The organism is Paenibacillus pasadenensis DSM 19293 (genome assembly GCF_000422485.1).
Taxonomy (GTDB): domain Bacteria; phylum Bacillota; class Bacilli; order Paenibacillales; family Paenibacillaceae; genus Paenibacillus_O; species Paenibacillus_O pasadenensis.
The window spans coordinates 320416-341107 of sequence record NZ_AULW01000001.1; the positions used below are offsets into that span (position 1 = coordinate 320416).

At 69.4% G+C, this 20692-nt stretch carries 12 protein-coding genes; 2 read left to right on the forward strand and 10 right to left on the reverse strand.

The window, feature by feature from the left end; translation table 11 throughout:
- The 5 genes from addA to H582_RS0101480 all read right to left on the reverse strand — a co-directional run bounded on the left by addA (position 1) and on the right by H582_RS0101480 (position 13815).
- Complete coding sequence (gene addA, locus H582_RS25475) at positions 1-4206, reverse strand: helicase-exonuclease AddAB subunit AddA (protein WP_228551566.1); 4206 nt, start codon at positions 4204-4206, stop codon at positions 1-3.
- The gene (addB, locus tag H582_RS25480; RefSeq protein WP_084136458.1) at positions 4190-7870 is read right to left on the reverse strand and encodes a helicase-exonuclease AddAB subunit AddB; all 3681 of its coding nucleotides are present in this window, start codon (positions 7868-7870) and stop codon (positions 4190-4192) included. The genes addA and addB overlap by 17 nt, the downstream gene beginning before the upstream one ends.
- A gap of 45 nt (positions 7871-7915) precedes the next feature.
- On the reverse strand, positions 7916-11008 hold the full coding sequence (locus H582_RS0101470) for an AAA family ATPase (RefSeq protein WP_028597069.1): 3093 nt from the start codon (positions 11006-11008) through the stop codon (positions 7916-7918).
- Complete coding sequence (locus H582_RS0101475) at positions 11005-12183, reverse strand: exonuclease SbcCD subunit D (RefSeq protein WP_028597070.1); 1179 nt, start codon at positions 12181-12183, stop codon at positions 11005-11007. Before H582_RS0101475 ends, H582_RS0101470 begins: the two co-directional genes overlap by 4 nt.
- A gap of 213 nt (positions 12184-12396) precedes the next feature.
- On the reverse strand, positions 12397-13815 hold the full coding sequence (locus tag H582_RS0101480) for a class I SAM-dependent rRNA methyltransferase (RefSeq protein ID WP_028597071.1): 1419 nt from the start codon (positions 13813-13815) through the stop codon (positions 12397-12399).
- Between the two features lie 115 nt (positions 13816-13930).
- Here H582_RS0101480 and H582_RS0101485 point away from each other — a divergent pair, with 115 nt between their 5' ends.
- Complete coding sequence (locus H582_RS0101485) at positions 13931-14917, forward strand: Na/Pi cotransporter family protein (protein ID WP_028597072.1); 987 nt, start codon at positions 13931-13933, stop codon at positions 14915-14917.
- 132 nt (positions 14918-15049) lie between these two features.
- Here the strand turns inward: H582_RS0101485 and H582_RS0101490 are convergent, their stop codons facing one another.
- From H582_RS0101490 to H582_RS0101500, 3 genes are read right to left on the reverse strand one after another with little or no spacing between them, the layout of a single operon-like run.
- Positions 15050-15487, reverse strand: a complete 438-nt coding sequence (locus H582_RS0101490; RefSeq protein ID WP_028597073.1) for an NUDIX hydrolase — start codon at positions 15485-15487, stop codon at positions 15050-15052.
- 48 nt (positions 15488-15535) lie between these two features.
- The gene (gene mtaB / locus H582_RS0101495; protein ID WP_028597074.1) at positions 15536-16894 is read right to left on the reverse strand and encodes a tRNA (N(6)-L-threonylcarbamoyladenosine(37)-C(2))-methylthiotransferase MtaB; all 1359 of its coding nucleotides are present in this window, start codon (positions 16892-16894) and stop codon (positions 15536-15538) included.
- The gene (locus H582_RS0101500) at positions 16882-17685 is read right to left on the reverse strand and encodes a 16S rRNA (uracil(1498)-N(3))-methyltransferase (RefSeq protein ID WP_028597075.1); all 804 of its coding nucleotides are present in this window, start codon (positions 17683-17685) and stop codon (positions 16882-16884) included. The genes mtaB and H582_RS0101500 overlap by 13 nt, the downstream gene beginning before the upstream one ends.
- A gap of 330 nt (positions 17686-18015) precedes the next feature.
- Here H582_RS0101500 and H582_RS0101505 point away from each other — a divergent pair, with 330 nt between their 5' ends.
- Complete coding sequence (locus tag H582_RS0101505) at positions 18016-18327, forward strand: hypothetical protein (protein ID WP_028597076.1); 312 nt, start codon at positions 18016-18018, stop codon at positions 18325-18327.
- Between the two features lie 618 nt (positions 18328-18945).
- Here H582_RS0101505 and H582_RS0101510 read toward each other — a convergent pair.
- Positions 18946-19620: a site-2 protease family protein gene (locus H582_RS0101510; RefSeq protein WP_028597077.1), complete on the reverse strand. Its 675-nt coding sequence runs from the start codon at positions 19618-19620 to the stop codon at positions 18946-18948.
- Between the two features lie 6 nt (positions 19621-19626).
- The gene (gene prmA / locus H582_RS0101515) at positions 19627-20682 is read right to left on the reverse strand and encodes a 50S ribosomal protein L11 methyltransferase (protein ID WP_028597078.1); all 1056 of its coding nucleotides are present in this window, start codon (positions 20680-20682) and stop codon (positions 19627-19629) included.
- Between the last annotated feature and the right edge of the window lie 10 nt (positions 20683-20692).

The window sequence follows — 20692 nt, forward strand, 5'->3', positions numbered from 1 at the left end:
TTAGTCGAGTTCCATGCGGACCGCCTGACGGCCCCGAAGAAAATAGACGTGGACTTCGGCGACGGGCCGGCCGAGCGCCTGCTCGACGGCCTTGCGGTACAGCTCCAGCTGGAAGCGATGCTTGTCCGCCGCCCGCTCGTAATCGCCGGAGGGCACGCGGTCGCTCTTGAAGTCGCACAGCACGAGCCGGCCGGCCTCCTCGAACAGGCAGTCGATGACGCCCTGGAGGAGCACCGGCTCGCCGGCGGCTTCCAGGCCGGCGTCCGGGAACGCCTCCCGCGCCGGCAGCAGGCAGCTGAACGGCAGCTCCCGCCAGACGCGCTCCGCGGCGAGCAGCCGCTGCCCGAGCGGCCCGGCGAAAAAGGCCTTGGCCGCCTCGACGTCGGCCGCCCCGGCCTGCTCCTCCGTCAGGATGCGCTTCCGCACGAGCCGCGCCAGCGCAGCCTCGACCGCCCCGTCCGGCAGCGGTCCGTCCAGCGGCACATGCTGCAGCAGCGTATGCACGGCGGTGCCTTTGTCGGCGGCGGTCATCCCGCGCTGCTCCATGAACTTCGGCCGCCGCAGGCGCAGCGCGGCCTCTTCGCCCGTCGGGGCGGAGCGCAGCGGCGCAGCGCCTGCGCCTGCGGCGGATGCGGCCCCAGCTGGAGCGCGGCCTGCCGCCATGCGGCCGACAGGCTCGACGAACGGACCGCTGTCCATCGGAACCGCGTCCTCGCCTCTTGCGGCATCGCCGCGAAGGCGCTTGAGCTCGGTGACGGAGGTTTTGGCCGCGACCCGAGACGCCTCGGCATGAGGATAGCTCCAGGACAGGCGCCTCTCCACCTCGCGCTCCCAGCCTCCCGGCGCGAGCGGCACCGCATGCAGCGCCGCCTGCCGTTCCTTCGTCCGATCGGGCGCCGCGGCCGGCTCCGCGCCGGCGGCAGCCTGGCCCCCGAGGACGTAGTAGGGCAGGATGCCCTTTTTCCAGCTGGCGAAAGACGCTTCGGGACGCGAGGCCGGAGAAGGAACGGCGCCGGAGGCGGGAATCGGCTCCGCGCGCGCTCCCGTCAGCTCGACCGGCGCGGCCGGAGCCGGCGGCGCCTGACCGTCGGACCGCTCGTCCGAATGCTCGCTAGAGGCGAAGCCGGCAAGCGGTCCGAGCCAGTCGAGGAAGCGGCGGGCGGCGGCGATCCGGTAGTCCGACAAGACGCCGCTCTCGCCGAGAGAAGCGTTCCAGCGCTCCGTCTGCCGGACGGCGTCGTCGACCGTGCCGACGAGAACGAGCTTTTCTTTGGGCCGCGTCAGCGCGACATAGAGCACCCTCAGCTCCTCCGCCTGCATCTCCATCCGCATCCGGCGGCGGATCGCCAGGCAAGGCAGCGTCGGGTAGCTGAGCCGCAGCTCGGGATCGACGAACTTCGGTCCGAAGCCGAGCTCCTTGTGCAGCAGGAACGGAGAGCTCACATCCTGCTGGTTGAACTTCTTGCCGAGGCCCGCCACGAATACGATCGGGAACTCCAGTCCCTTGCTCTTGTGGATGCTCATGATGCGCACGACGTCCTCGCCCTCTCCGAGCGCGCCTGCCGTGCCGAGGTCGCCGCCGTTCTCCCGCATCCGGTCCATGAAGCGGAGGAAGCGGAACAGGCCGCGCGCGGTGCCGGCCTCGAACTGGCGGGCCCGCTCGTGCAGGGCGCGCAGGTTGGCCTGCCGCTGCGCTCCGGCCGGCAATCCGCCTGCCCAGTCATAATACCCCGTCTCGCTGTAGATCCGCCAGATCAGGTCGGCCAGGCTGCCCTGGCGCGCCGCGTCGCGCCATTCGTCGAGCTTCCCGAGGAAAGCCGACAGCTTGGCGCGCAGCTCCTGCGGCGCGAGCAGATGGTCGGCCGTTCGGACGGCCGCTTCATAATACGGCCCTGAGCCGCCGACGATGCGGATCAGCGCCAGCTCCTCGGCCGTCAGCCCGAACATCGGCGAGCGGAGGATGCCGGCGAGCGGAATGTCCTGGAACGGATTGTCCGTCACGCGCAGCGCCGACAGCATGACGTCGACCTCGACGGCGTCGAAATAGCCGCTGCCGAGCTCGGCGTACGCCGGGATGCCCGCCGCCTGCAGCTCCTCCATGAGCACGGGCGCCCACGACTTGGTCGCGCGCAGCAGGATGACGACATCCCGCCACGCCATCGGCCGGCTGCCGCCGCGTCCGTCATGCACCGCATAGCTGCGGGCATGCAGGTCCAGCAGGCGGCGGGCGATGTAGCGCGCCTCGAGCTGGGCCGTCTGCAGGTCGGCCGCTTCTTCCCGCTGGCCGGCCTCGGCGCCGTCCGAGCCTTCCGCCGCGGCGGGAGCTTCGGCGGCGGCCGCGCCGCGCTCGCGGTCGATCAGCGCCAGCTCGACTGCGAACGCGTCCCGCGGCTCCGGCTCGGGATAGGAGGCGCCGAGCACGAGCTCGGCGGAGCGGTCGTAGTCCATCTCGGCGACCGACTCCCGCATGAGCGCGCGAAAGACGGCGTTCACGCCGTCCACCACCTCGGAGCGGCTGCGGAAGTTGCGGGCCAGGTCGATGCGCCGGCCGGCCTCCGCGTCCCCGTGCCCGAAGCGGCGGTATTTGGCCAGGAACAGATCCGGCTCCGCCAGGCGGAAGCGGTAGATGCTCTGCTTGACGTCGCCGACCATGAAGCGCCGCCCGCCTCTCTCCTCCGGCGGATCCGCGGGGGAGCCGGTCAGCAGCTCGACGATCGATTCCTGCACGCGGTTCGTATCCTGGTATTCGTCCAGCAGCACCTCGCGAAACTGCCTGCGGTAGTCCAGGGCGGCCGCCGATGGGACGGCCCGCTCCGGCGAGGAGCCTTCCCCGCGCAAAATCGCCAGGCAGTAGTGCTCGAGGTCGCCGAAGTCGAGCAGTCCCTTGCGGCGCTTGGCGTCCCGGTAGCGCCGGTCGAACTCGATGACGAGCTCCGCCAGCGTCTCGAGCAGCGGCGCGAGCTCCCGCAGCTCGCGGACGTAGTCGGCGGCCGGCCGGCTGAACAGCTCCTTGCCGAGCTCCTCCACGATGCCCTTGGCCTCCGCGCGCAGCTCCTTGGCCCGCTCCTGCAGGAGCGGATCGGCATCCTGGGACGCGCGCGCGGCCTTCAGCCGGCCGAACGATCCGGCCAGCTGCCAGGCGTCCCGCCATTCGTCCCAAGGACGGGTCAGCACGGACTCCCGGATGGACGAGACGAGGCTCAGATCCTCCCGCAGCGTGTCGGCGTAAGCCATCGGCCCTCCCGGCGCCCCGGCCAGCTCGAGCGCCTCCGACAGGGCGGCCTCCGCCCCCTCGAGGCTGAGCCGCAAATCCGCGGAGAGCGCCGCCAGCCAAGGCGTAGCCTCCAGATCGGACGGCTCCTCCACGCGGAACGCGGCCGCCATGCCGCGCAGCCAGTCGTCCGGCCACGGCTGCGAGCGCGAAAACTCATACAGCTGCTGGACGAGCCGATACAGCGGCTCGTCGCTCTTTTCGCCGCCGTAGCGGTCGGCCAGCTCGAGAAAGAGGCCGCCGTCGTTGTCCGAAGCGGCATAGCGCTCCTCGAACAGCTCGTCCAGCACCTCCAGCCGCAGCAGTTCGCCCTCGGTCTCGTTGGCGACGCGGAAGCCGGGATCGAGCCCGATCATCGGGTAGTAGCGGCGGATGACGTCGAGGCAGAACGAGTGCAGCGTCGTGATCGACGCCCGCCCGAGCAGCGCGAGCTGCCGCCGCAGATGCTCCGACTCCGGCTCGAGCTCGAGCGCCGCCTCCAGCGCGGCGCGGATCCGCTCCTTCATCTCGGCGGCCGCGGCCTTGGTGAACGTCGCCACGAGCAGCTGGTCGACATCCGTATCCTCGGAGATCATGGTAATGATCCGCTCCACGAGCACGGCCGTCTTGCCGGACCCGGCCGCGGCGGCAACGAGCACGTCCCCGCCGCGCGCCGTCACCGCCGCCCACTGGTCGTCCGTCCAGCGCGAGCCGGCGGGCTTGGGCGGCGGCGCGTCCAGCGCCTCGGGACGCGCTTCGTCCGATGCTCGGCCTGCCGGACCGACGATCGTTTCGTCCATCGGTTCGCCAGCCGGACCGACTTTCGGTCCGACCTTCGGTCCGACTTCCGGTCCGACTTTCCGTCCGACTACCGTTTCGCCTGTCGGATCGCCTGTCGATCCGACGATCGTGTCGTCCCCGGCTCTTTCGGCCGCCCGGTCATCGGCTGCGCTCATCGTCCTCTCTCCTCTCCCAATGGAAGGTCCCGTCTCCGGCTCCATCCTTCCTGTGCTTGTCCTGCGTTCCGTCCTCGCCCGCAGGCAGAAGCCGCGGCGGGTTCTCGGCCCCGGCTGCAGGCTCCGCCTGCGCCTCGGCGAGCTCCTCCAGCGACGTCCAGAACTCCTCCTTGCCCGGCGCGGGCAGCTTCAAATACTCGTTGCCTTCGTTGAGCGGATCGAACTGGCAGACCGGCTTGTACGCGCAAAACTGGCATGGCGTCTTGGCGCCGAGCCGGTACGGCCGGATCGCGATCTCGCCGTCCTTGACCGACTGGCCGATGCCGCCGATCGTGCGGCGGACCGAGCGCCGGAGCAGCTCCCACTGGCGTCCGCTCGCGACCGAGGAGTCGGACAGAAAGCCGCCGTCCTTGCGGAAGCCGGCCGGCAGCAGGTCCGAGCGCCCTTCCAGCCCGGCGTCCATCATGCGGACCGTATCGGCGTCGTCGAGCAGCAGGCCGCGCATCTTGAAGCGCTTGAGCAGCATCGCGGCCGCCTCCTCCGCCCCTAGGCCCGCCGGCACGCTGAGCACCGGGTTCTGCACGTGGAAATAGAGCACGCCGGCCGGATGCGCCGGCTCTCCGAGCCAGCTCTCGGCATGGGTCAGCAGCACGTCCAGATAGGCGAGCATCTGCAGCGATAGGCCGCTCGCCACCTCCTCGAGCCGCAGCTGCGTCGCGCTCGACTTGTAGTCCAGCACGCGCAGCAGCAGCCCTTTGTCCGAACGGGCGGCATCGACGCGGTCGATGCGCCCGACCAGCGTGATCGAGCCGCTGCCGTCGGGGAGCTCGATGTCGAGCGGCGGCAGCTCGCCGCCCGGCCCGAACTGGACCTCCAGCCCGACGGGCTGGAAGTCCGCGCGGCGGGCATGCTCGCCGAGCACGACCGCCGCGCGCGAGACGACCGCCTTGAGCTTGCCGGCGATGTAGCGGTAGCGGCTGCTGCTCAGCAGAATCTCCGACTGCAGGCGCGGCACGAGCTCGTCGACCGCCTGGGAGGCGGTCTCGCGGATGCGCGCCTCGCCGGCGCGGCCCCAGCCCTCGCCGAGCTCCGTCGCGACCTTGGTGAGCGCCGCATGGAACAGCTGGCCCATGTCCGGCGCGCCCAGCCGGTAGAGACGGCGCTCCTTGAGCTTCAAGCCGTGCGCGGCGAAATGCTGGAACGGGCACGAGACGAAGCGCTCCATCCGCGACACGCTCGTCGTCAGCTGCCCGCCGTAGAGCCGGTCGGCCAAGCCGCGGCCAAGCCGGACGACCTGGTTGTCGTAGCCGAGCGCGCCTGTCATCGCCGTCAGCCGGCCCTGCCAGTCCGGCCGCGCCGCGAACCAGTTGTACACGTCCTGCCAAAGCGGAGCGAGCTCGCCTCCGTCCAGCCACTCGCGCAGCCTCGGCACGAGATAGGACAAGGCGCGCTGCGGCAGCTCGAGATAGTCGAGCTGCCGCTCGGACGCCGCGGAGGCGTCCGGCGCTCCGGCCGCGGCATTCGCCGGCAGGCCGGGGAACAGCGTCTGCAGGTGGCGGATGTATTCGGACGGATGCAGTCCCTTGCCCTCTTCGTCGGCAAGCGGCCAGCTCACCCATAGCCGCTCGGACGGCGCAAGGAAGGCGCGATAGATGTGGAAGCGCTCGTCAAGCAGGCGGCGGCGCACGCCCGGGGCCATCTCCAGCCCCGCGTCCGCGAGCTGCTCGCGCTCCCGCTCGGTGAGCAGGCCGTCCTCCTGGATGCGCATCGGCAGCACGCCGTCGGACGCGCCCAGAATATAGGCGGCGCGCACGCGCCCATTGCGGACGCGGTCCATCGCGCCGACGACGACCTGATCGAGCGACGGCGGCACGGCCGACAGCTTCATCGACTCCAGGCCGGTCTCCACCATGCCGGCGAACAGGTCGGCCGGGATCGGCTCCTCGCCCGCCAGCTCCACCAGCTGGTCGAGCAGGCCGAGCACGCCGTCCCATACTTGGCGGTGAACGCGGGCGGCGCCGGGCCGGCCGGCGGCCAGCTCCTGCTCCGCGCGCCGCTCCAGCCGGTCGGCCGTCCCGGAGCGGTCGAGCAGGTCGAACAGCGCCTCGCAGCGCTCCCGCACCGTCTCCGCCTTGGCCATGGCGCGCTCGAAGCGCGTCAGCGGCCGCATCAGCTCGCTGCGGGCGCGCAGCACGTCCTCGAACTCCTCGCGCTGGCGGGCTCCGGCCTCAGACGGCTCGTCCTCGACGCTGCCGGTCCGAAGCGGCTGCCAGCGCTTCAGGCTTTTCCAGCTGCGGCCCTCGATGCCTGCCGCCAGCACATAGTTTTCCAGCCGGTCGAACCGCTCGCGGTCGAGCCGGCCGTCTTCCGGAAACAGCAGCTCCGTCTTGACGCAGCGGAACACCGCCTCGTGCTTCCAGCCGTACAGCGCCGTCTCCAGCGCCGAGCGGATGAACTCGACGAGCGGATGATGGAGCACGTCGCGGCTGCCGTCGAGGAAAAACGGGATGCGGTAGTCGGCGAACACCTGCTGGATCATGTCGCTGTAGTCCGCCGTCTGCCGCACGACGACGGCCAGCTCGCGCCAGCGCATGCCGCGCTCGCGCACTTGGCGCACCATGTCGCGGGCGGCCGCCTCGACCTCGGCCCGCCGCGAGGCGGACGGACGAAGGACGATTTCGGCGGCGTCCTCCGCGAGCCGATCCCGATCCCCCGCACGGCGCAGCGGCACGCGCCCGCCGAAATGCCGGTTCAGATGCTCCAGCATCCCCCCCGGGCGATAGCGGGGCGCATCGGCCGGCGGCAGGACGAGCGGGGAATCGACCTCGACTCCGAGCTCGGCCGCCAGCCGCGTCAAGCGGATGCAGGCGTCGGCGGCGGGGTGGAACAGATCGAGCTCATGCGGACGCTCCTCGGCTCCGTAGAGACGGTCCAGGCAGAGCGTCACGGTGACCGACTCCGCCTGGCGCAGCAGCGCGCCGACCGCGGCCAGCTCGCGGGCCGTGAAGCCGTTGAAGCCGTCGAGCCAGTACCGCGCTCCGCGCATCGAGCCGCAGTCGGCATACCCGTCGGCGAGCAGCGTCAGATGGTCCTCGTCGTCCATGTAATGTCCCGCCAGCTCCCGCTCCAGCTCGCCGTAGACGAGGGACAGGTCATGGAGCTTGCGCTCCAGCAGCGAGCCGCGGGCGCGCGCTTCGGCGGCAGAGCCCTCCGATTCCGCGCCTGTCTCGTACCCCAGGCTGCCGCGCACGGCGGCTGCATCGACGCCGTAGCGCTTCCATTCCGTCAGCAGCTCGCCCATCTTGGCGATGAAGCCTTGCTGCCCGCTGCCACCCTGGAACAGGCGGAGCTGCGGCGAGAGCCGGTGCACGATCTTATGCAGCAGCATGTTCTTGCCGTTCTCTCCGACCGGCACGAGCGCCGCGCCGCCCGCTTCCTGCATGACGCGCATGGCGAGCCGGCGGAAGCTGAGCACCTGCGCCCGCAGGCTGGAGCGGATGCCGCTGCCGAACAGCGCGTACTCCGTCTGGAACGTCGCCTGCTCCGGAGTCAGCAGCACGAGCGGGGGACCGGCCGGATCGGCCGCCAGCTCGCGGCGGATCTCCTCCATGCAGGCAAACGTCTTGCCCGTGCCCGCCCGTCCGATGATGAATCTCAGCGCCATTTTTGCCCGCTCCCTCCCTCCGGCGGCTCTCGCCTCCGGGCGTCGTTATTTGAGCAGCAGCCTCGTGCTGCTGTGTCCTTCCTTGGTCTTGCTCACTTCCAGCACGGCCGGGAACGCGTCCTTGAGCTCCTGCACATGGGAAATGACGCCGATCAGCCGGCCCGCCTCATGCAGGTCGGCGAGCGCGGAGATCGCCCGGCCGAGCGACTCCTCGTCGAGCGAGCCGAAGCCCTCGTCGATGAACATCATCTCGATGGAGACGCCGCCGCGGCTCGACTGGATGACGTCGGTCATGCCGAGCGCGAGCGCCAGCGAGGCGTTGAACTTCTCGCCGCCGGACAGCGACTTGACGTCGCGGTTCTGGCCCGTGTAGCTGTCGTAGACGTCGAGGCCGAGGCCGCTCTGCCGCCCCCGCGCCTCGAGGCGGCCGCTGCGCTCCAGCACGAACTGGCCGCTCGACAGCTCATGCAGCCGCTCGTTGGCGGCATGCAGGATCTGCTCGAGGAACTCGATCAGGATATAGCGCTCGAACGAGATCTTGAGCGCGTTGTCGCCCTTGAGCATCTCGTGCAGGTCGGCGACCTCCTCGAGCTCGGACTCCGTCGCGGCGCAGCGGCGCGCCGCTTCGGCCGCGGCCGCGCCGAGCGCCTGCGCCTGGCCGCGGCGGCGTTCCGCCTCGCGCCAGCGGGCATCCGCCGCCTCCCGCTCGCCGCCGAGCCGCTGCGATTCCGCCGCCAGCTCCGCGAGCGCGGCGCGCTCGCGTCCGGCGAGCTCGCGCTCCAGCTCGTCGGCGAGCCGCCGCTGCGCGGCCAGCTCCGCGCGGTACGCCTCCAGCGTCCGCCGGGCCTCGCCCCGCCGCGCCTCGTCCAGGCGCGCCGCGCGCCACTCGTCCGCAGCGGCGAATCCGGCCGCGGCCAGCTCCGCCGCGAGCCGCTCGGCCGCCGCAGCGGCGGCGAGCTCCGCCTCGCGCGCCTGCTCCGCAAGCCCCGCGAGCCGCGCCGACGTCTCCGCCGCGGCCGTGCCGGCGCGCGCATGGCGCTCCTGCGCGGCGCGCAGCGCGGCGGCAAGCGCCGCCTCCAGTCGCGCGGCGGCTCCGTGGCGGCGCTCCAGCTCCGCCGCGTCCTGCAGCGGCTCCGGCACCGCGGCCAGCTCCGCCTCCAAGCGCGCCTCCCGCGCCGCCGCATCAAGCGCGAGCGGCTGGCGCAGCGCCTGCAGCCGCTCGCGCTCCGCCTCCAGCGCCTCCAGCCGGCGCTCCAGCTCGGCCAGCGCTTCGCGCAGCGGGCCGCGCTCCGCCTGCAGCGCCTGCAGCCGCTGGCATTCGCTGCGCACCCGGCGGCCCTCCTCGAGCGTCTGCTCGAGCTGCCGCTCCAGCGGCTCGGCTCCGATCTCGAGCTCCGCTCGGCGCCCTTCGGCCTCGGCGACGCGCTCCTGCGCCGCGGCGGCCTGCGCGGCCGCGGCGGCGAGCTCGCGCTCGAGATGCAGCAGCGCGGCCTTGGCCTCCTGCAGCTGCTCGCGGCGCACCGGCTCGACGTCGGCCGAAGCCTTGCGCGGATGCGCCTCGCTGCCGCACACCGGGCACGGCTTGCCGTCATGCAGATGCTCGGCGAGGCGTCCCGCCTGGCCCTCGATCCAGCGCTGCTCCAGCCGGTCCGCCGCCTCGCGGCTCGCCAGCGCGGCGCGCTCGCGCTCGTCCCGCGAGCGCTCCAGCGCCTCCGCCTGCCGGCTCGCCTCGAGCATCGCCTTCAGCGCCTCATGACGGCGCAGCAGCTGCTCCAGCCGCCGCTCGAGCTGCGGCAGCGGCTCCGTCGCCCGCTCCAGCTCCTCGAGCCGCCCCTGGCGCTCGCGGCGCTCGGCGCGCGCGGCGTCCAGCGCGGCTCCGGCGCGCTCCAGCTCCGCGCCGACGCTGCGCTCCTCGGCGCGCAGCCGCGCCAGCTCCGCCCGGCGCTCGCCGAGCGTGCGCACGAGCGGCAGCAGCCCCGCGAGCCGCTCCTGCTCGCGGCCGGCCGCCTGCCGCTCGGGCTCGCGCGCCTGCTCCGCCGCAGCCGCCGCGGCCGCCGCCTCGAGCTCGCGCGCCGCCTCCGCGGCCGCCTCCTCCGCCTCGCGCAGGCGGCGCTCCAGCGCGGCCGTCTCGGCCGCGGCGCGGCGCGCCTGCTCGTCGTACGGCGCGAGCCGCTCCGCCCGCTCGGCCGCCTCGAGCCGCGCGGCGAGCCCGCTCATCTCGCCGCCGCGCGCCTCCAGCGCCTCCGCCTGACGGCGGGCCGCGTCGCGCTCGCCCAGCCGCGCGTTGATCCGCTCCGCCTCGGCGAGCCGCGTCCGCTGCGCGTCCCAGGCCGCCTGCGCCCGCTCCCGCTCCTCCAGCAGCTCGCGGCACGCCTGCTCGTAATGCCGCTCCTCCTCGGCCAGCCCGTCCAGCAGCTGCGCCGCTCCAGCATGCTCCTGCGCCAGCACGGCCGCGAGCCGGCTCTCCTCGCGCGCGGGCAGATCGCTCCGCGCCTGCTCGCCGATATAGAGCAGCCGCTGGCGGTCGCCCTTGACCGCCTCGCGCAGCTCGCGGGCGCGCGCGGCGAAGCTTTCCTCCAGCCGCCGGTACAGCTCCGTGCCGAACAGCCGCCGCAGGATCTCTTCCTTATTCTCCGTGTCGGAGGTGAGCAGCTTGCGGAACTCGCCCTGCGGCAGCATGACGATCTGGATGAACTGGTCCCGCGTCAGGCCGACGAGCTCCTCCAGCCGCGCGTCCACCTCCTTGACGTGGAACCGGTCGACCGCCGGAGCCTCGCCGTCCGCAGACAGCTCGTACAGCTCGGCCTTGCCGCCGGTCTCGCTCTTGTTGCCCGCCCGGCGGTGGGCCATCTGGCGGAACACGCGGTAGCGCCGACCCTTGGTCTCGAACACGAGCTCCACCGACGTCGGCTGGTCGTCGCCCGCGAAATGGCTGCGCAGCAGCCGCGTCTCCGCGCGGTCCTCGCCGCTCGCCGCGCCGTAGAGGGCGTAGCAGAGCGCGTCGAAGACGGTCGTCTTGCCCGCGCCGGTCTGGCCGGAGATGACGAACAGCCCTCTGCCGCGCAGCGGCTCGAAGTCGATCGCCTCCTCGTCGCGATAGGGCCCGAAGGCCGTCATGCTCAGTCGAATCGGCCTCATCCCGCCGCCTCCTCTCCGCCGAGCACCCGTCCGCACACCTCTTGGAACAGGCGCTTCTTGCTCTCGCTCAGCTCGGTGCCGCGCACCTCCCGGTAAAAGCCCTCGAACAGCGACGCCGGATCGGTCGCGCGGCGCGCTCCTCCCCGGTCGGCGGCAGAGGCTGGACCGTCGCCCGCGGCAGCCGGAGGCGCGAGCGGACGGCGCTCCACATGCAGCGCGTTCGGATAGGCGGCGCGCACCTTTTCCATCGGGAACAGCACCGGATTGTCGTCGAGCAGCGTCACGAACACGTAATCGTCGCTCCTCTCCTTCGTCGCCTCGATGTCCCGTATGTACCCGCTCACCCGGCGCATGTCGCGGCGCGGCTCGAGGAGCCGCTGCTCGACGGACGCCTCGCCGTCCGCGCCCAGCTCCACGACGAGCCAGCCCTTGCGATGCCGCTCCTCCGAGATGGAGTACTTGAGCGGCGAGCCGGCGTAGCGCACGCTCTCGCGGCCGACCCAGTGCGCCTGATGCAGATGGCCGAGCGCCGCGTAGTGGAACGGATCGAAATGCCGCGCGTCCACATGCTCCGCTCCGCCGATCGACAGCGGCCGCTCCGAGTCGCTCGTATTGTCCTGCGGGCGGCCGCCGGGCGTGACGAACGCATGGCCGACGAGCACATGGCGCGCGGCCGGATCGAGCCGCTCCGCCAGACGCGCGGCCGCCGCCCGCATCGCGTCGTCATGCGTGCGGATCGACTCGTCGCCGAGCGCCAGGCGGACGACGGACGGATCGCAGTACGGCAGCAGGTGGAAATGGACCTCGCCATGGCCGTCCCGCAGCCGCACCGGCTCCGCGTCCGGGTCGTAGCGCCCCGCCAGATGGAGGCCGCGGCCGGCCATCAGCCGGCTGCCGAAGCGGATCCGGTCGGGACTGTCGTGGTTGCCGGCGACGGCGATGACCGGCGTGTCGAGGCCGATGACAAGGCGCGAGAGCGTCTCGTCGAGCAGCTCCACCGCCTCCGTCGGCGGCACCGCCCGGTCGTACAGGTCGCCGGCGATGACGACAGCGTCGGGCCGCTCGCGCTCGACCGCCTCCAGCAGCTGCTCCAGCGCGAAGCGCTGGTCGTCCGTCATGTAGACGCCCTGCACGAGCTTGCCCAGATGCCAGTCGGCCGTATGGATGAACTTCATGTGCGCCTCTCCCTTCCCCTCGTGCCAGGCTCGTCCCGCCCGGCCGATCATGAACATATGTTCTTATACAGTAGCATCTTCGCGCCTTGCGTGACAAGCCTGGAGCGGAGGGCGCGAAACGAAACCAGCCGTCCGGGTCGGCGCCGGACGGCTGGAACGCTTCAAGGCTGGGCAGGCCCCTTATCTGCTTCGTTCGAAGGCTGCCGACGCGCCTTAGCCCAGGCTGCGCACTTCGAAGATCGCGAACTTCAAGTAATGGCCCTCCGAGACGCCGAGCAGCTGCGGATGGTCCTTGCCCGCCGCGCGCCACTCCACGAGGCGCAGCGACTTGCCGGCGTCGGCCGCGGCGTCCTGGATCGCCTGCAGGAACAGCTCGGGGCTCATATGGTACGAGCAGCTCGCCGTGACGAGATAGCCGCCTTCGTTGACGAGCTTCATGCCGTGCAGGTTGATGTCCTTGTAGCCGCGGCAGGCGCCTTCCACCGCGCCCTTCGTCTTGGCGAAGGCCGGCGGGTCGAGGATGACGACGTCCCAGGTGCGGCCGCCTTCCTCCAGCTTGCGGGACGTATCGACGCCTTTGGCGCCTTCGGCGCGCGCGCTGCGCTCGTCCTTGCCCTTCACCTGCCGGCGCAGGTACTGGAACGCGTCGTCCACGACGAACTCCACCCGGTCCGCGAAGCCGTTCCGCTCCACGTTGCGGCGAGCCGTCTCGACGGCATGCTCCGACACGTCGAGGCAGGTGACCTTTTTCGCTCCGTACTTGCAGGCATGCAGCGTGAAGCTGCCCGTATGCGCAAAGCATTCCAGCACCGTCGCCCCGTCCCAGAGCGGGTAGGCGACAGGCTTGCCGCTCTTGTTGACCGGCACGAGCGCCGTCTCTCCGTCCGGCCGCCCGCCTGCCGGCGCGGCAGCCTCCCAGCCTTCCGGCAGCTCCGCAAGCGGACGCCGCTCGAGCCGGATGCCGCTGCGCGCGCCCCAGCCTTTCATGAGCGGCGCGATCGAGGCGCGGTTTTCCCGCTGGTCGTAAAAATAGCCGGTCTTCTGGCCTTCCTCCAGATCGACCTCCATGACGATGCCGTTCTCGACGATGTCGACGTAGCGCGGACAGTCGCCGTACAGCACGCCCGTGCGCTCCTCCAGCCCTTCCAGGCGGCGCACGCCGACGTCGCTGCGCTCGTAGATGCCCTTGGGCCGGAAGACGGCGACGAGCGCCCGCACCAGCTGCTCGCGGCGCTGGTCCATGCCGAGCGTCAGGATCTGCACGACGAGCACGTCCGCGAAGCGGTCCACGACGAGCCCCGGCAAATAATCCGCCTCGCCGTAGACGAGCCGGCAGTCCGGCTCGGAGACGAAGCGCTCGCGATACGCGCGGCACTCCTCCAGGCGGGCGGTCAGCAGCGCCTCGTCCAGCTCCTGCTCCGGCTGCCGCGAGACGACGCGCACGCGGATCTGCGAGGCGGGATTCCAGTAGCCGGACGCCAGGTAGCGGCCGTTCGCCGCCATGACGTCGACCATGTCGCCCGGCGCGGCCTCTCCGTCCATGCGCTCGATCTCGCCGGCGTACACCCACGGCTGCCCTTGCTCCAGACGCCTCGTCTTCTTTTTATGCAAATAAAGCTTCGCTCTGCTCAAGCCTGATCCCATTCCTTTCGCGATCTATCGATCCCGGGCCGCGCGCCGCGCGGCGTCTCCGGTCATGCCTCCCCGCCCGTCCACATAAAGTAGAAAAGCGAAAGGAGTCCTGTCCATGCTCAGCTCGATCCTCATCCCCGCGCTGCTCGGCTTCGCCGTCTTCATGCTCGGCATGAAGCTGATGGAAGCCGCGCTGCACCGCTCCGCCGGCCGCTATGTCACCGCCGCCGTCGAGCGCTTCACGCGCACGCCGCTGCACGGCCTCGCCTCCGGGGCGGCGATCAGCGCCGTGCTGCAGAGCAGCACCGCCGTCACCGTCATCGCCATCGGCATGGTCAACGCCGGCGTGCTGACGCTGCCGCGCACGCTCGGCATCGTGCTCGGCACGAACGTCGGCACCTGCCTGACGACCGAGCTGATCGGCCTCGAGCTGGAGCGCCTCGCCGGGCCGCTGCTGCTCGCCGCGCTCGCCGGCTGGCTGCTCACCGCCGTGCTCGGCGAGATGAGCCCCTCCGGCGGACGCCACCGCCAGCGCTGGCTCGGGCCGCTGCGCAGCGCCTCGCTCGCCGTGTTCGGCTTCGCGCTGCTGCTCGCCGGCATCTCCGTCATGAAGTCGATCGGAGCCGCCGTGCAGGCCAGCCCGTTCTACGCCTGGTTCATGGAGCGCTCCGATGACAGCCTGCTGTGGGGCTTGCTGGCCGGAGCGGCGCTCACCGCCGTCGTCCACAGCAGCGCCGCCGTCATCGGCATGGCGATGAGCCTCGCCGCCGCCGGGGCGATGCCGCCCGAGCTAGGCATCGCGATCGTCATCGGCGCCAACGTCGGCACCTGCCTGACGGCGGTGCTCGCCTCCATCGGCGGCAGCCGCGCCGGCGCAGGCGTCGCCTGGTTCCACGTCGCGCTCAACGTCGGCGGAGCGGCGCTGTTCCTGCCGCTGACGCCGCAGCTGGCCGCGGCGGCCGCCTCGTTCGGCGGGGGCGCGTCGGCGCAGCTCGCGCATGCGCAGACGCTGTTCAACGTCGCCTGCTCGCTGCTCGCGCTGCCGCTCTGCTACTTGCCGCTGCGCCGCCGCTCCGGCAAAAGCCCCGCTTCCAAAGCCTAGGGCGTGCCTGCAACCGTGCTCGGGGGCATCCATCGCCGCCTTTTCGCCCCCTGTGAGGGACGGAAATTCGGCAACAGCTGCTTCCTTCACAAGTTGCAGGCACGCCCTAGGGACGGGGCCGGCCCCGCTGCCTTACGTGCCGCTGATGCTCAGTCCGAGCAGCCTGAGGGCACCCGCCACGATGCGGTCGTTGTTGTCGTAGCCGGACTGCTTCTGGCGGCGCCAGGCCTCCTCCGGCTCGAACCACTCGACGCCGCGGATCTCCTCGACCTGCGCCTGCAGCGAGCCGCCGGTCGCCTCGACGAGATAGTAGTGGACTTCCTTGTCCACCAGCCCTTTGGCCTCGTGCCGGTACTGGTACTTGATCTGGTCGATCGGCTCGACGATCCGGCCCTGCAGGCCGGTCTCCTCCGCGATCTCGCGAAGCGCGGTCTCCTCCACCGTCTCGCCCGGCTCCATCTTGCCCTTCGGCAGCGAAACCTTGCCGTACCGATCCTGGATGAGCTGGATCTGCAGTCCATGCTCTGGCGTCCGCCGGTATACGACCCCGCCTGCTGAGATTTCCTTCATGCGCTTCCGATCCTCCCCGATCTGATCTTGACGGCGCGGCGCCGCATGTCAGGCTCCTGCCTTCTCCAGCCTTGCCGGCTGCTCCTGCACGACCTCGACGAGGCGTCCGCGGCTCTCGTTGACGCCCGCTTCCGTGATCTCGACGCGGCACAGCTTGCCGATCATCGACTCGTCTCCTTCGAAGACGACCTGGATATAGTTGTCCGTATACCCCATCATCAGGCCCGAGCCCGGCGCGCTGCCCTTGTGCTCGAGCTCCGGGATGACGCCCAGCGTCTGGCCGACGTACTTCTCGGCATAAGCGAGCTGCATCGTCTCCGACAAGTCGATCAGCCGGTGGACACGCTCGTTCTTGACCGCCTCGTCGACCTGGTCCTCCATGCGCGCGGCCGGCGTGCCGGTCCGCTTGGAGTACGGGAAGACATGCATTTCCGAGAAGCCGAGCTCCTTCATGTACGCGTAGCCCGCCTCGAACTGCTCCTCGCTCTCGCCCGGGAAGCCGACGATGACGTCGGTCGTGATGGCGACACCCGGCATCGCCTCATGCAGGCGGCGGATCGTCGCCGCGTATTCCTCGGTCGTGTACTTGCGGCGCATGCGCTTCAGCACCGTGTCGTCCCCGGCCTGAAGCGGCACATGCAGATGGCGGCACATTTTCGGCGACTTGTTCAGCACCTCGATCATGTCCTCGTCGATCTGGCTCGCCTCGATCGAGCTGATGCGGATGCGTTCCAGCCCGTCCACCTTGTCCAGATCCCAAAGCAGGTCGGACAGCTTGTAGTTGTCCAGATCGTCGCCGTAGCCGCCCGTATGGATGCCGGTCAGCACGATCTCCTTGAACCCGGCCTCGACGAGCTTGCGCGCCTGGGCGACGACGCTTTGCGGATCGCGGCTGCGCGATAGGCCGCGCGACCACGGGATGATGCAGAACGTGCAGAAGTTGTTGCAGCCCTCCTGAATTTTCAGGAACGCCCGCGTGCGGTCGGCGAAGTCGGGCACGTCCAGCTCCTCGAACTCGCGCGTCTTCATGATGTTGCGGACGGCGTTGACCGGGACGCGCTCGGCCTGCACCTGGCGCACGTAGTCCATCATCCGCTCGCGGTCCTGCGTGCCGATGACGAGGTCGACGCCCGGGATGTCGAGAATCTCCGCCGGCGACGTCTGCGCGTAGCAGCCCGTCACCGCGATGACCGCGTCCGGATTGCGCCGGATCGCGCGGCGGATCACCTGCCGGCTCTTCTTGTCGCCCGTGTTGGTGACATGGCATGTATTGATGAGATAGACGTCGGCCTTGTCCGTATCGAAGTCCACTTGCTCGTAGCCTTCGTTCTTGAACAGCTGCCAGATCGCCTCGGTATCGTAAAAGTTGACTTTGCAGCCTAAGGTGTGAAGGGCTACCGATGGCATGACGTTCCTCTTCCTCCCATTTCTCCGGACTCGTACATGAGCGCGGCCAGTCCCGCCAGCCCCGCCGTCTCGGCCCGCAATATTCTCCGTCCCAGGCCTGCCGCGAGCGCGCCCGCCGCCTGGATCTCCTCCGCCTCGCGGGGGCTGAAGCCGCCCTCGGGCCCGACGACCAGCAGCACCGCATGCGGCTCGCCGTCCTTCAGGACGCCGCTCTCGCGCGCCTGCCGGATGCGGTCGCCCAGTCCCGTAAGGGCGCCTGGAGCATGGCCCTCTTCCTCGTAGCAGAACAGCGCCAGATCATGCCGCGGCACGTCGGCGAGCAGCTGCTTCCAGCCATGCACCTCCCGCACCTCGGGCAGGCGGCTGCGATGCGCCTGCTCCGCCGCCTCCTTGGCGATTTTGCCCCAGCGCTCCAGCCTCTTCGCCTCTTTGCGGGCGTCGTACTGCACGACCATCCGCTCGGATTGAAAAGGCAGGAAGGCGAAGGCGCCGAGCTCCGTCCCTTTTTGGATGACGAGCTCCATCTTGTCCCCCTTGGGCAAGCCCTGGGCGACCGTCACGCGCCAAAGCGGCTCGCGGTCCATCGGCAGCCGCTCGGTGATGTCGGCGGTCACTTCCGACGCCGACAGCTCCCTCAGCACGACGCGCGCCTCGAGCGAGACGCCGTCGGCGACGATGACCTCGTCGCCCGCCTTCATGCGCATGACCTTGACCATATGATGGGCGTCCTCCCCGCGGAGGACGACCGTGGAATCGCCGAACTGCTCCGGCGAGACGAAATATCGCTGCATCTCATAACCCCTGTATCGTAAAAGTCATCCTCCATCATACACCTTTTGCGGATGAAAATCCATGCGGGCGGCGGGCAAGCCGCCGCTTGGCGATACATTCCATGCGGATCTTCCGTCTATTGGGATAGAAATCCAGAATGATGGAAAGAGGGCGATGTCATGCATGATGAGGACCGGCATGGGAGTGGAGGGAGCGCGGCGCGGCCGAAACCGCCTGTCCCGCCATGGGTCTATCGGGGACTAGCCGTGCTGATCCTCGCTGCCATCGCTGGCCTGTTTCTCGTCGGGTTCCCTCTTTATTCCCTCTCGAAGGAGTTCCGGCCCTTCCGCTTGACCGTCGACAACCAGTCCGGCAAGAGCGTCGACGTGCTGGCGATCTCCATCCGCTCGCGGGACGGTTCGGGAATCGAAGGCGTGAGCTCGCTGGACCGCTTGTCCCGGACTGTGGACAACGGGCGCAAAGCGACGTTCAAGCCGGCGCTGGAGCATGCCGGGGAAGGGTCGATCTACGTGGAGTACCGGATCGGCGGCGACCGCGATTCCGTGAAGACGGTCGTATGCGGGTACACGGAATATGCCAGCGGGTTTTCCACGTTGACGCTCAAGGGGACCGAGGTCCAGCTCGAGCAGAACTGCCATTAGCTGCTAGAGTGCGCATTCAACCGGCTAGGGCGTGTTTGCAGCCTCCGCGTGTTTGCAACCTCCGAAGGAAGCAGATGTTGCCGAATTTTCGTTCCCTGCAAGGAACGTCCCCGCCCGAATCTAACGACTCCTCAGACGCTTAGAACCCCTTTTTCCGCGTCTCCAAATTTTTAACGACGAATCAGACGCTTAGAACCGCCTTTCGCCTGTTTCCGCACGTTTTTTCGACTATTTTGCACGGCTAAGCTCTTCACGCGTCGTTAGATGCTTGAGCCGCCCCATTCGGAGCTTCTAACGATCTGATTCGTCGTCAGCGGCCCTCTCCTTTACACTTCGACTGCAACAGCCGCACGCAAAACCGAGCGCCTCCGGACGGTGCGATTCGCGCAAGTGGGACGATACGGGATTGGGACGATACGCGCGATTGGGACGATGCGTCGGTGTCATGGAATCTCACGGAGCGGAATAGAGCGCAGCTGCAACGGTACCGCTTGCTTCCCGATCGGTCCTTTACAGAGGTGGGCTAAGAAGGCGGCCGCTTCAACTAGATGAACGTGAAAAAGGACAAAGCGAGACGATCTCGCTTTGTCCTTCTTGCCGTGCGGATTGGGAGTACGATTAAAAAAGAGCTTCAAACCACGTTCGGAACATGCCATGCAGATCTCCGACAAGAGCCAGATAAGGCTGCAGCGTCGCTCGATTGAGCGCCGGGATGAAGACGATCAGCAAGAAGATGAGGATGCCCCACTGGGAGTATTGATCGAGCTGGATGCGCGTGCGGCGCGGCAGCAGCTCGTACAGGATGCGATAGCCGTCGAGCGGCGGCAGCGGCAGCAGGTTGAACAGGAACAGCATGCCGTTCAGATAGATGAAGTAGTGCAGGAAGATCGAAAGTGCCTCGACGACGCGATCCGAAGCGCCGAGCAGCAGATCCGTCGAGTTGAAAAGCTGCCATAAAAACGCGCCGACCGCCATCAGCACCAGGTTGCTGAGCGGACCGACGAGCGCGACGACGATGTTCATGAGACGCGGCCGCTTGAAGTTGAGCGGGTTGACCGGCACCGGCTTCGCCCAGCCGAAGCCGGCGATCAGGATCAGGAACGTGCCGAGGAAATCGAGATGCACGGCCGGATTGAGCGTCACCCGGCCTTGCTTGTACGCCGTATCGTCGCCGAACTTGTACGCGGCATAGGCATGCGCGAACTCATGCAGCGTGAACGCGATGATGAGCACGAGCGCGATGAACGGCAGCTCGTCGAGCGGAAAGCGAATGAGGCTTTGCAATCCCTCCATCCGCGCCTACCCTTCGCCTTTCGGCTTCGCCGCCACGAAGGCGATCCATTTGTCCTCGCGGACGCGCTCGACGATCTCGAAGCCCGCGGCGAGCAGCGCCGCGGCGACCGTCTCTTCCTTGTTCTCGTAGATGCCGCTGGCGATGTACGTGCCGCCCGGCTTCAGCGCCGCATAGACGTCGTCGAGGAACAGCAGGATGATCTCGGCGAGGATGTTGGCGACAATCAGGTCGCACGGCACGCGGACGATCAGCGGCTCGTTCACGGCCCGCTCGGCCAGCTCCGCCCGCACCTTGGCCTCGATCGGATTGGACTCGGAGCTCCAGGAGGACGCCTCGCCGCTGCTGATCTTGAGCACGCCGAGCAGATCGCTCTGGAGCGCCTGGATGCGGTCCTCGAGCCCGTTCAGGCGGGCGTTCTCGATCGCGCTCGAGACGGCGACCGGGTCGAGGTCGACCGCGAGCACGCGGCTCGCGCCGAGCTTGACCGCTCCGATCGCCAGAATGCCGGAGCCGGTGCCGACGTCGATGACCTCGTCGCCCTCGCGGACCGTGGACTCCAGCGCGCGCAGGCAGAGCGACGTCGTCGGATGCGTGCCGGTGCCGAACGCCATGCCGGGATCGATCTCGATGACCAGCTCCTCCGAGGTCGCCTCGTACTCTTCCCAGGTCGGCTTGATCGTCAGCCGCTCCGAGACGCGGATCGGCTTGAAATACTGCTTCCAGGCGGTCGCCCAGTCGTTCTCGTCGACCGTCACGACCGAGATGTCGGCCGGCCCGGGGTCGATCTCGTACGTCCGCAGCTCTTCGATGCGGGGACGGACCGCCTTCACATGCGCGTCCATGTCCTCGTCTTCGTTGAAGTAGCCCTTGATGACGACGAAGCCCTCCGGGATGTCGTTCAGCGGCAGCTCGTACCACTGCCCGAAGCTCAGGTCGCGCCGCCGCTCCAGCGAGCCGGACTCCTCGATCGACACGCCTCCCGCTCCCTGCTCATGCAGGAAATTGGAAATCATCTCGACCGCTTCCTCGGTCGTATAGATCGTCAGTTCATGGTATTTCATCGGTGCAGCC

Bases quoted from the DNA above. Each gene is read 5' to 3' on its own strand.
- addA (WP_228551566.1), bottom strand. From the start codon at position 4,206: ATGAGCGCAGCCGATGACCGGGCGGCCGAAAGAGCCGGGGACGACACG.
- addB (WP_084136458.1), bottom strand. From the start codon at position 7,870: ATGGCGCTGAGATTCATCATCGGACGGGCGGGCACGGGCAAGACGTTT.
- H582_RS0101470 (WP_028597069.1), bottom strand. From the start codon at position 11,008: ATGAGGCCGATTCGACTGAGCATGACGGCCTTCGGGCCCTATCGCGAC.
- H582_RS0101475 (WP_028597070.1), bottom strand. From the start codon at position 12,183: ATGAAGTTCATCCATACGGCCGACTGGCATCTGGGCAAGCTCGTGCAG.
- H582_RS0101485 (WP_028597072.1), top strand. From the start codon at position 13,931: ATGCTCAGCTCGATCCTCATCCCCGCGCTGCTCGGCTTCGCCGTCTTC.
- H582_RS0101490 (WP_028597073.1), bottom strand. From the start codon at position 15,487: ATGAAGGAAATCTCAGCAGGCGGGGTCGTATACCGGCGGACGCCAGAG.
- mtaB (WP_028597074.1), bottom strand. From the start codon at position 16,894: ATGCCATCGGTAGCCCTTCACACCTTAGGCTGCAAAGTCAACTTTTAC.
- H582_RS0101500 (WP_028597075.1), bottom strand. From the start codon at position 17,685: ATGCAGCGATATTTCGTCTCGCCGGAGCAGTTCGGCGATTCCACGGTC.
- H582_RS0101510 (WP_028597077.1), bottom strand. From the start codon at position 19,620: ATGGAGGGATTGCAAAGCCTCATTCGCTTTCCGCTCGACGAGCTGCCG.
- prmA (WP_028597078.1), bottom strand. From the start codon at position 20,682: ATGAAATACCATGAACTGACGATCTATACGACCGAGGAAGCGGTCGAG.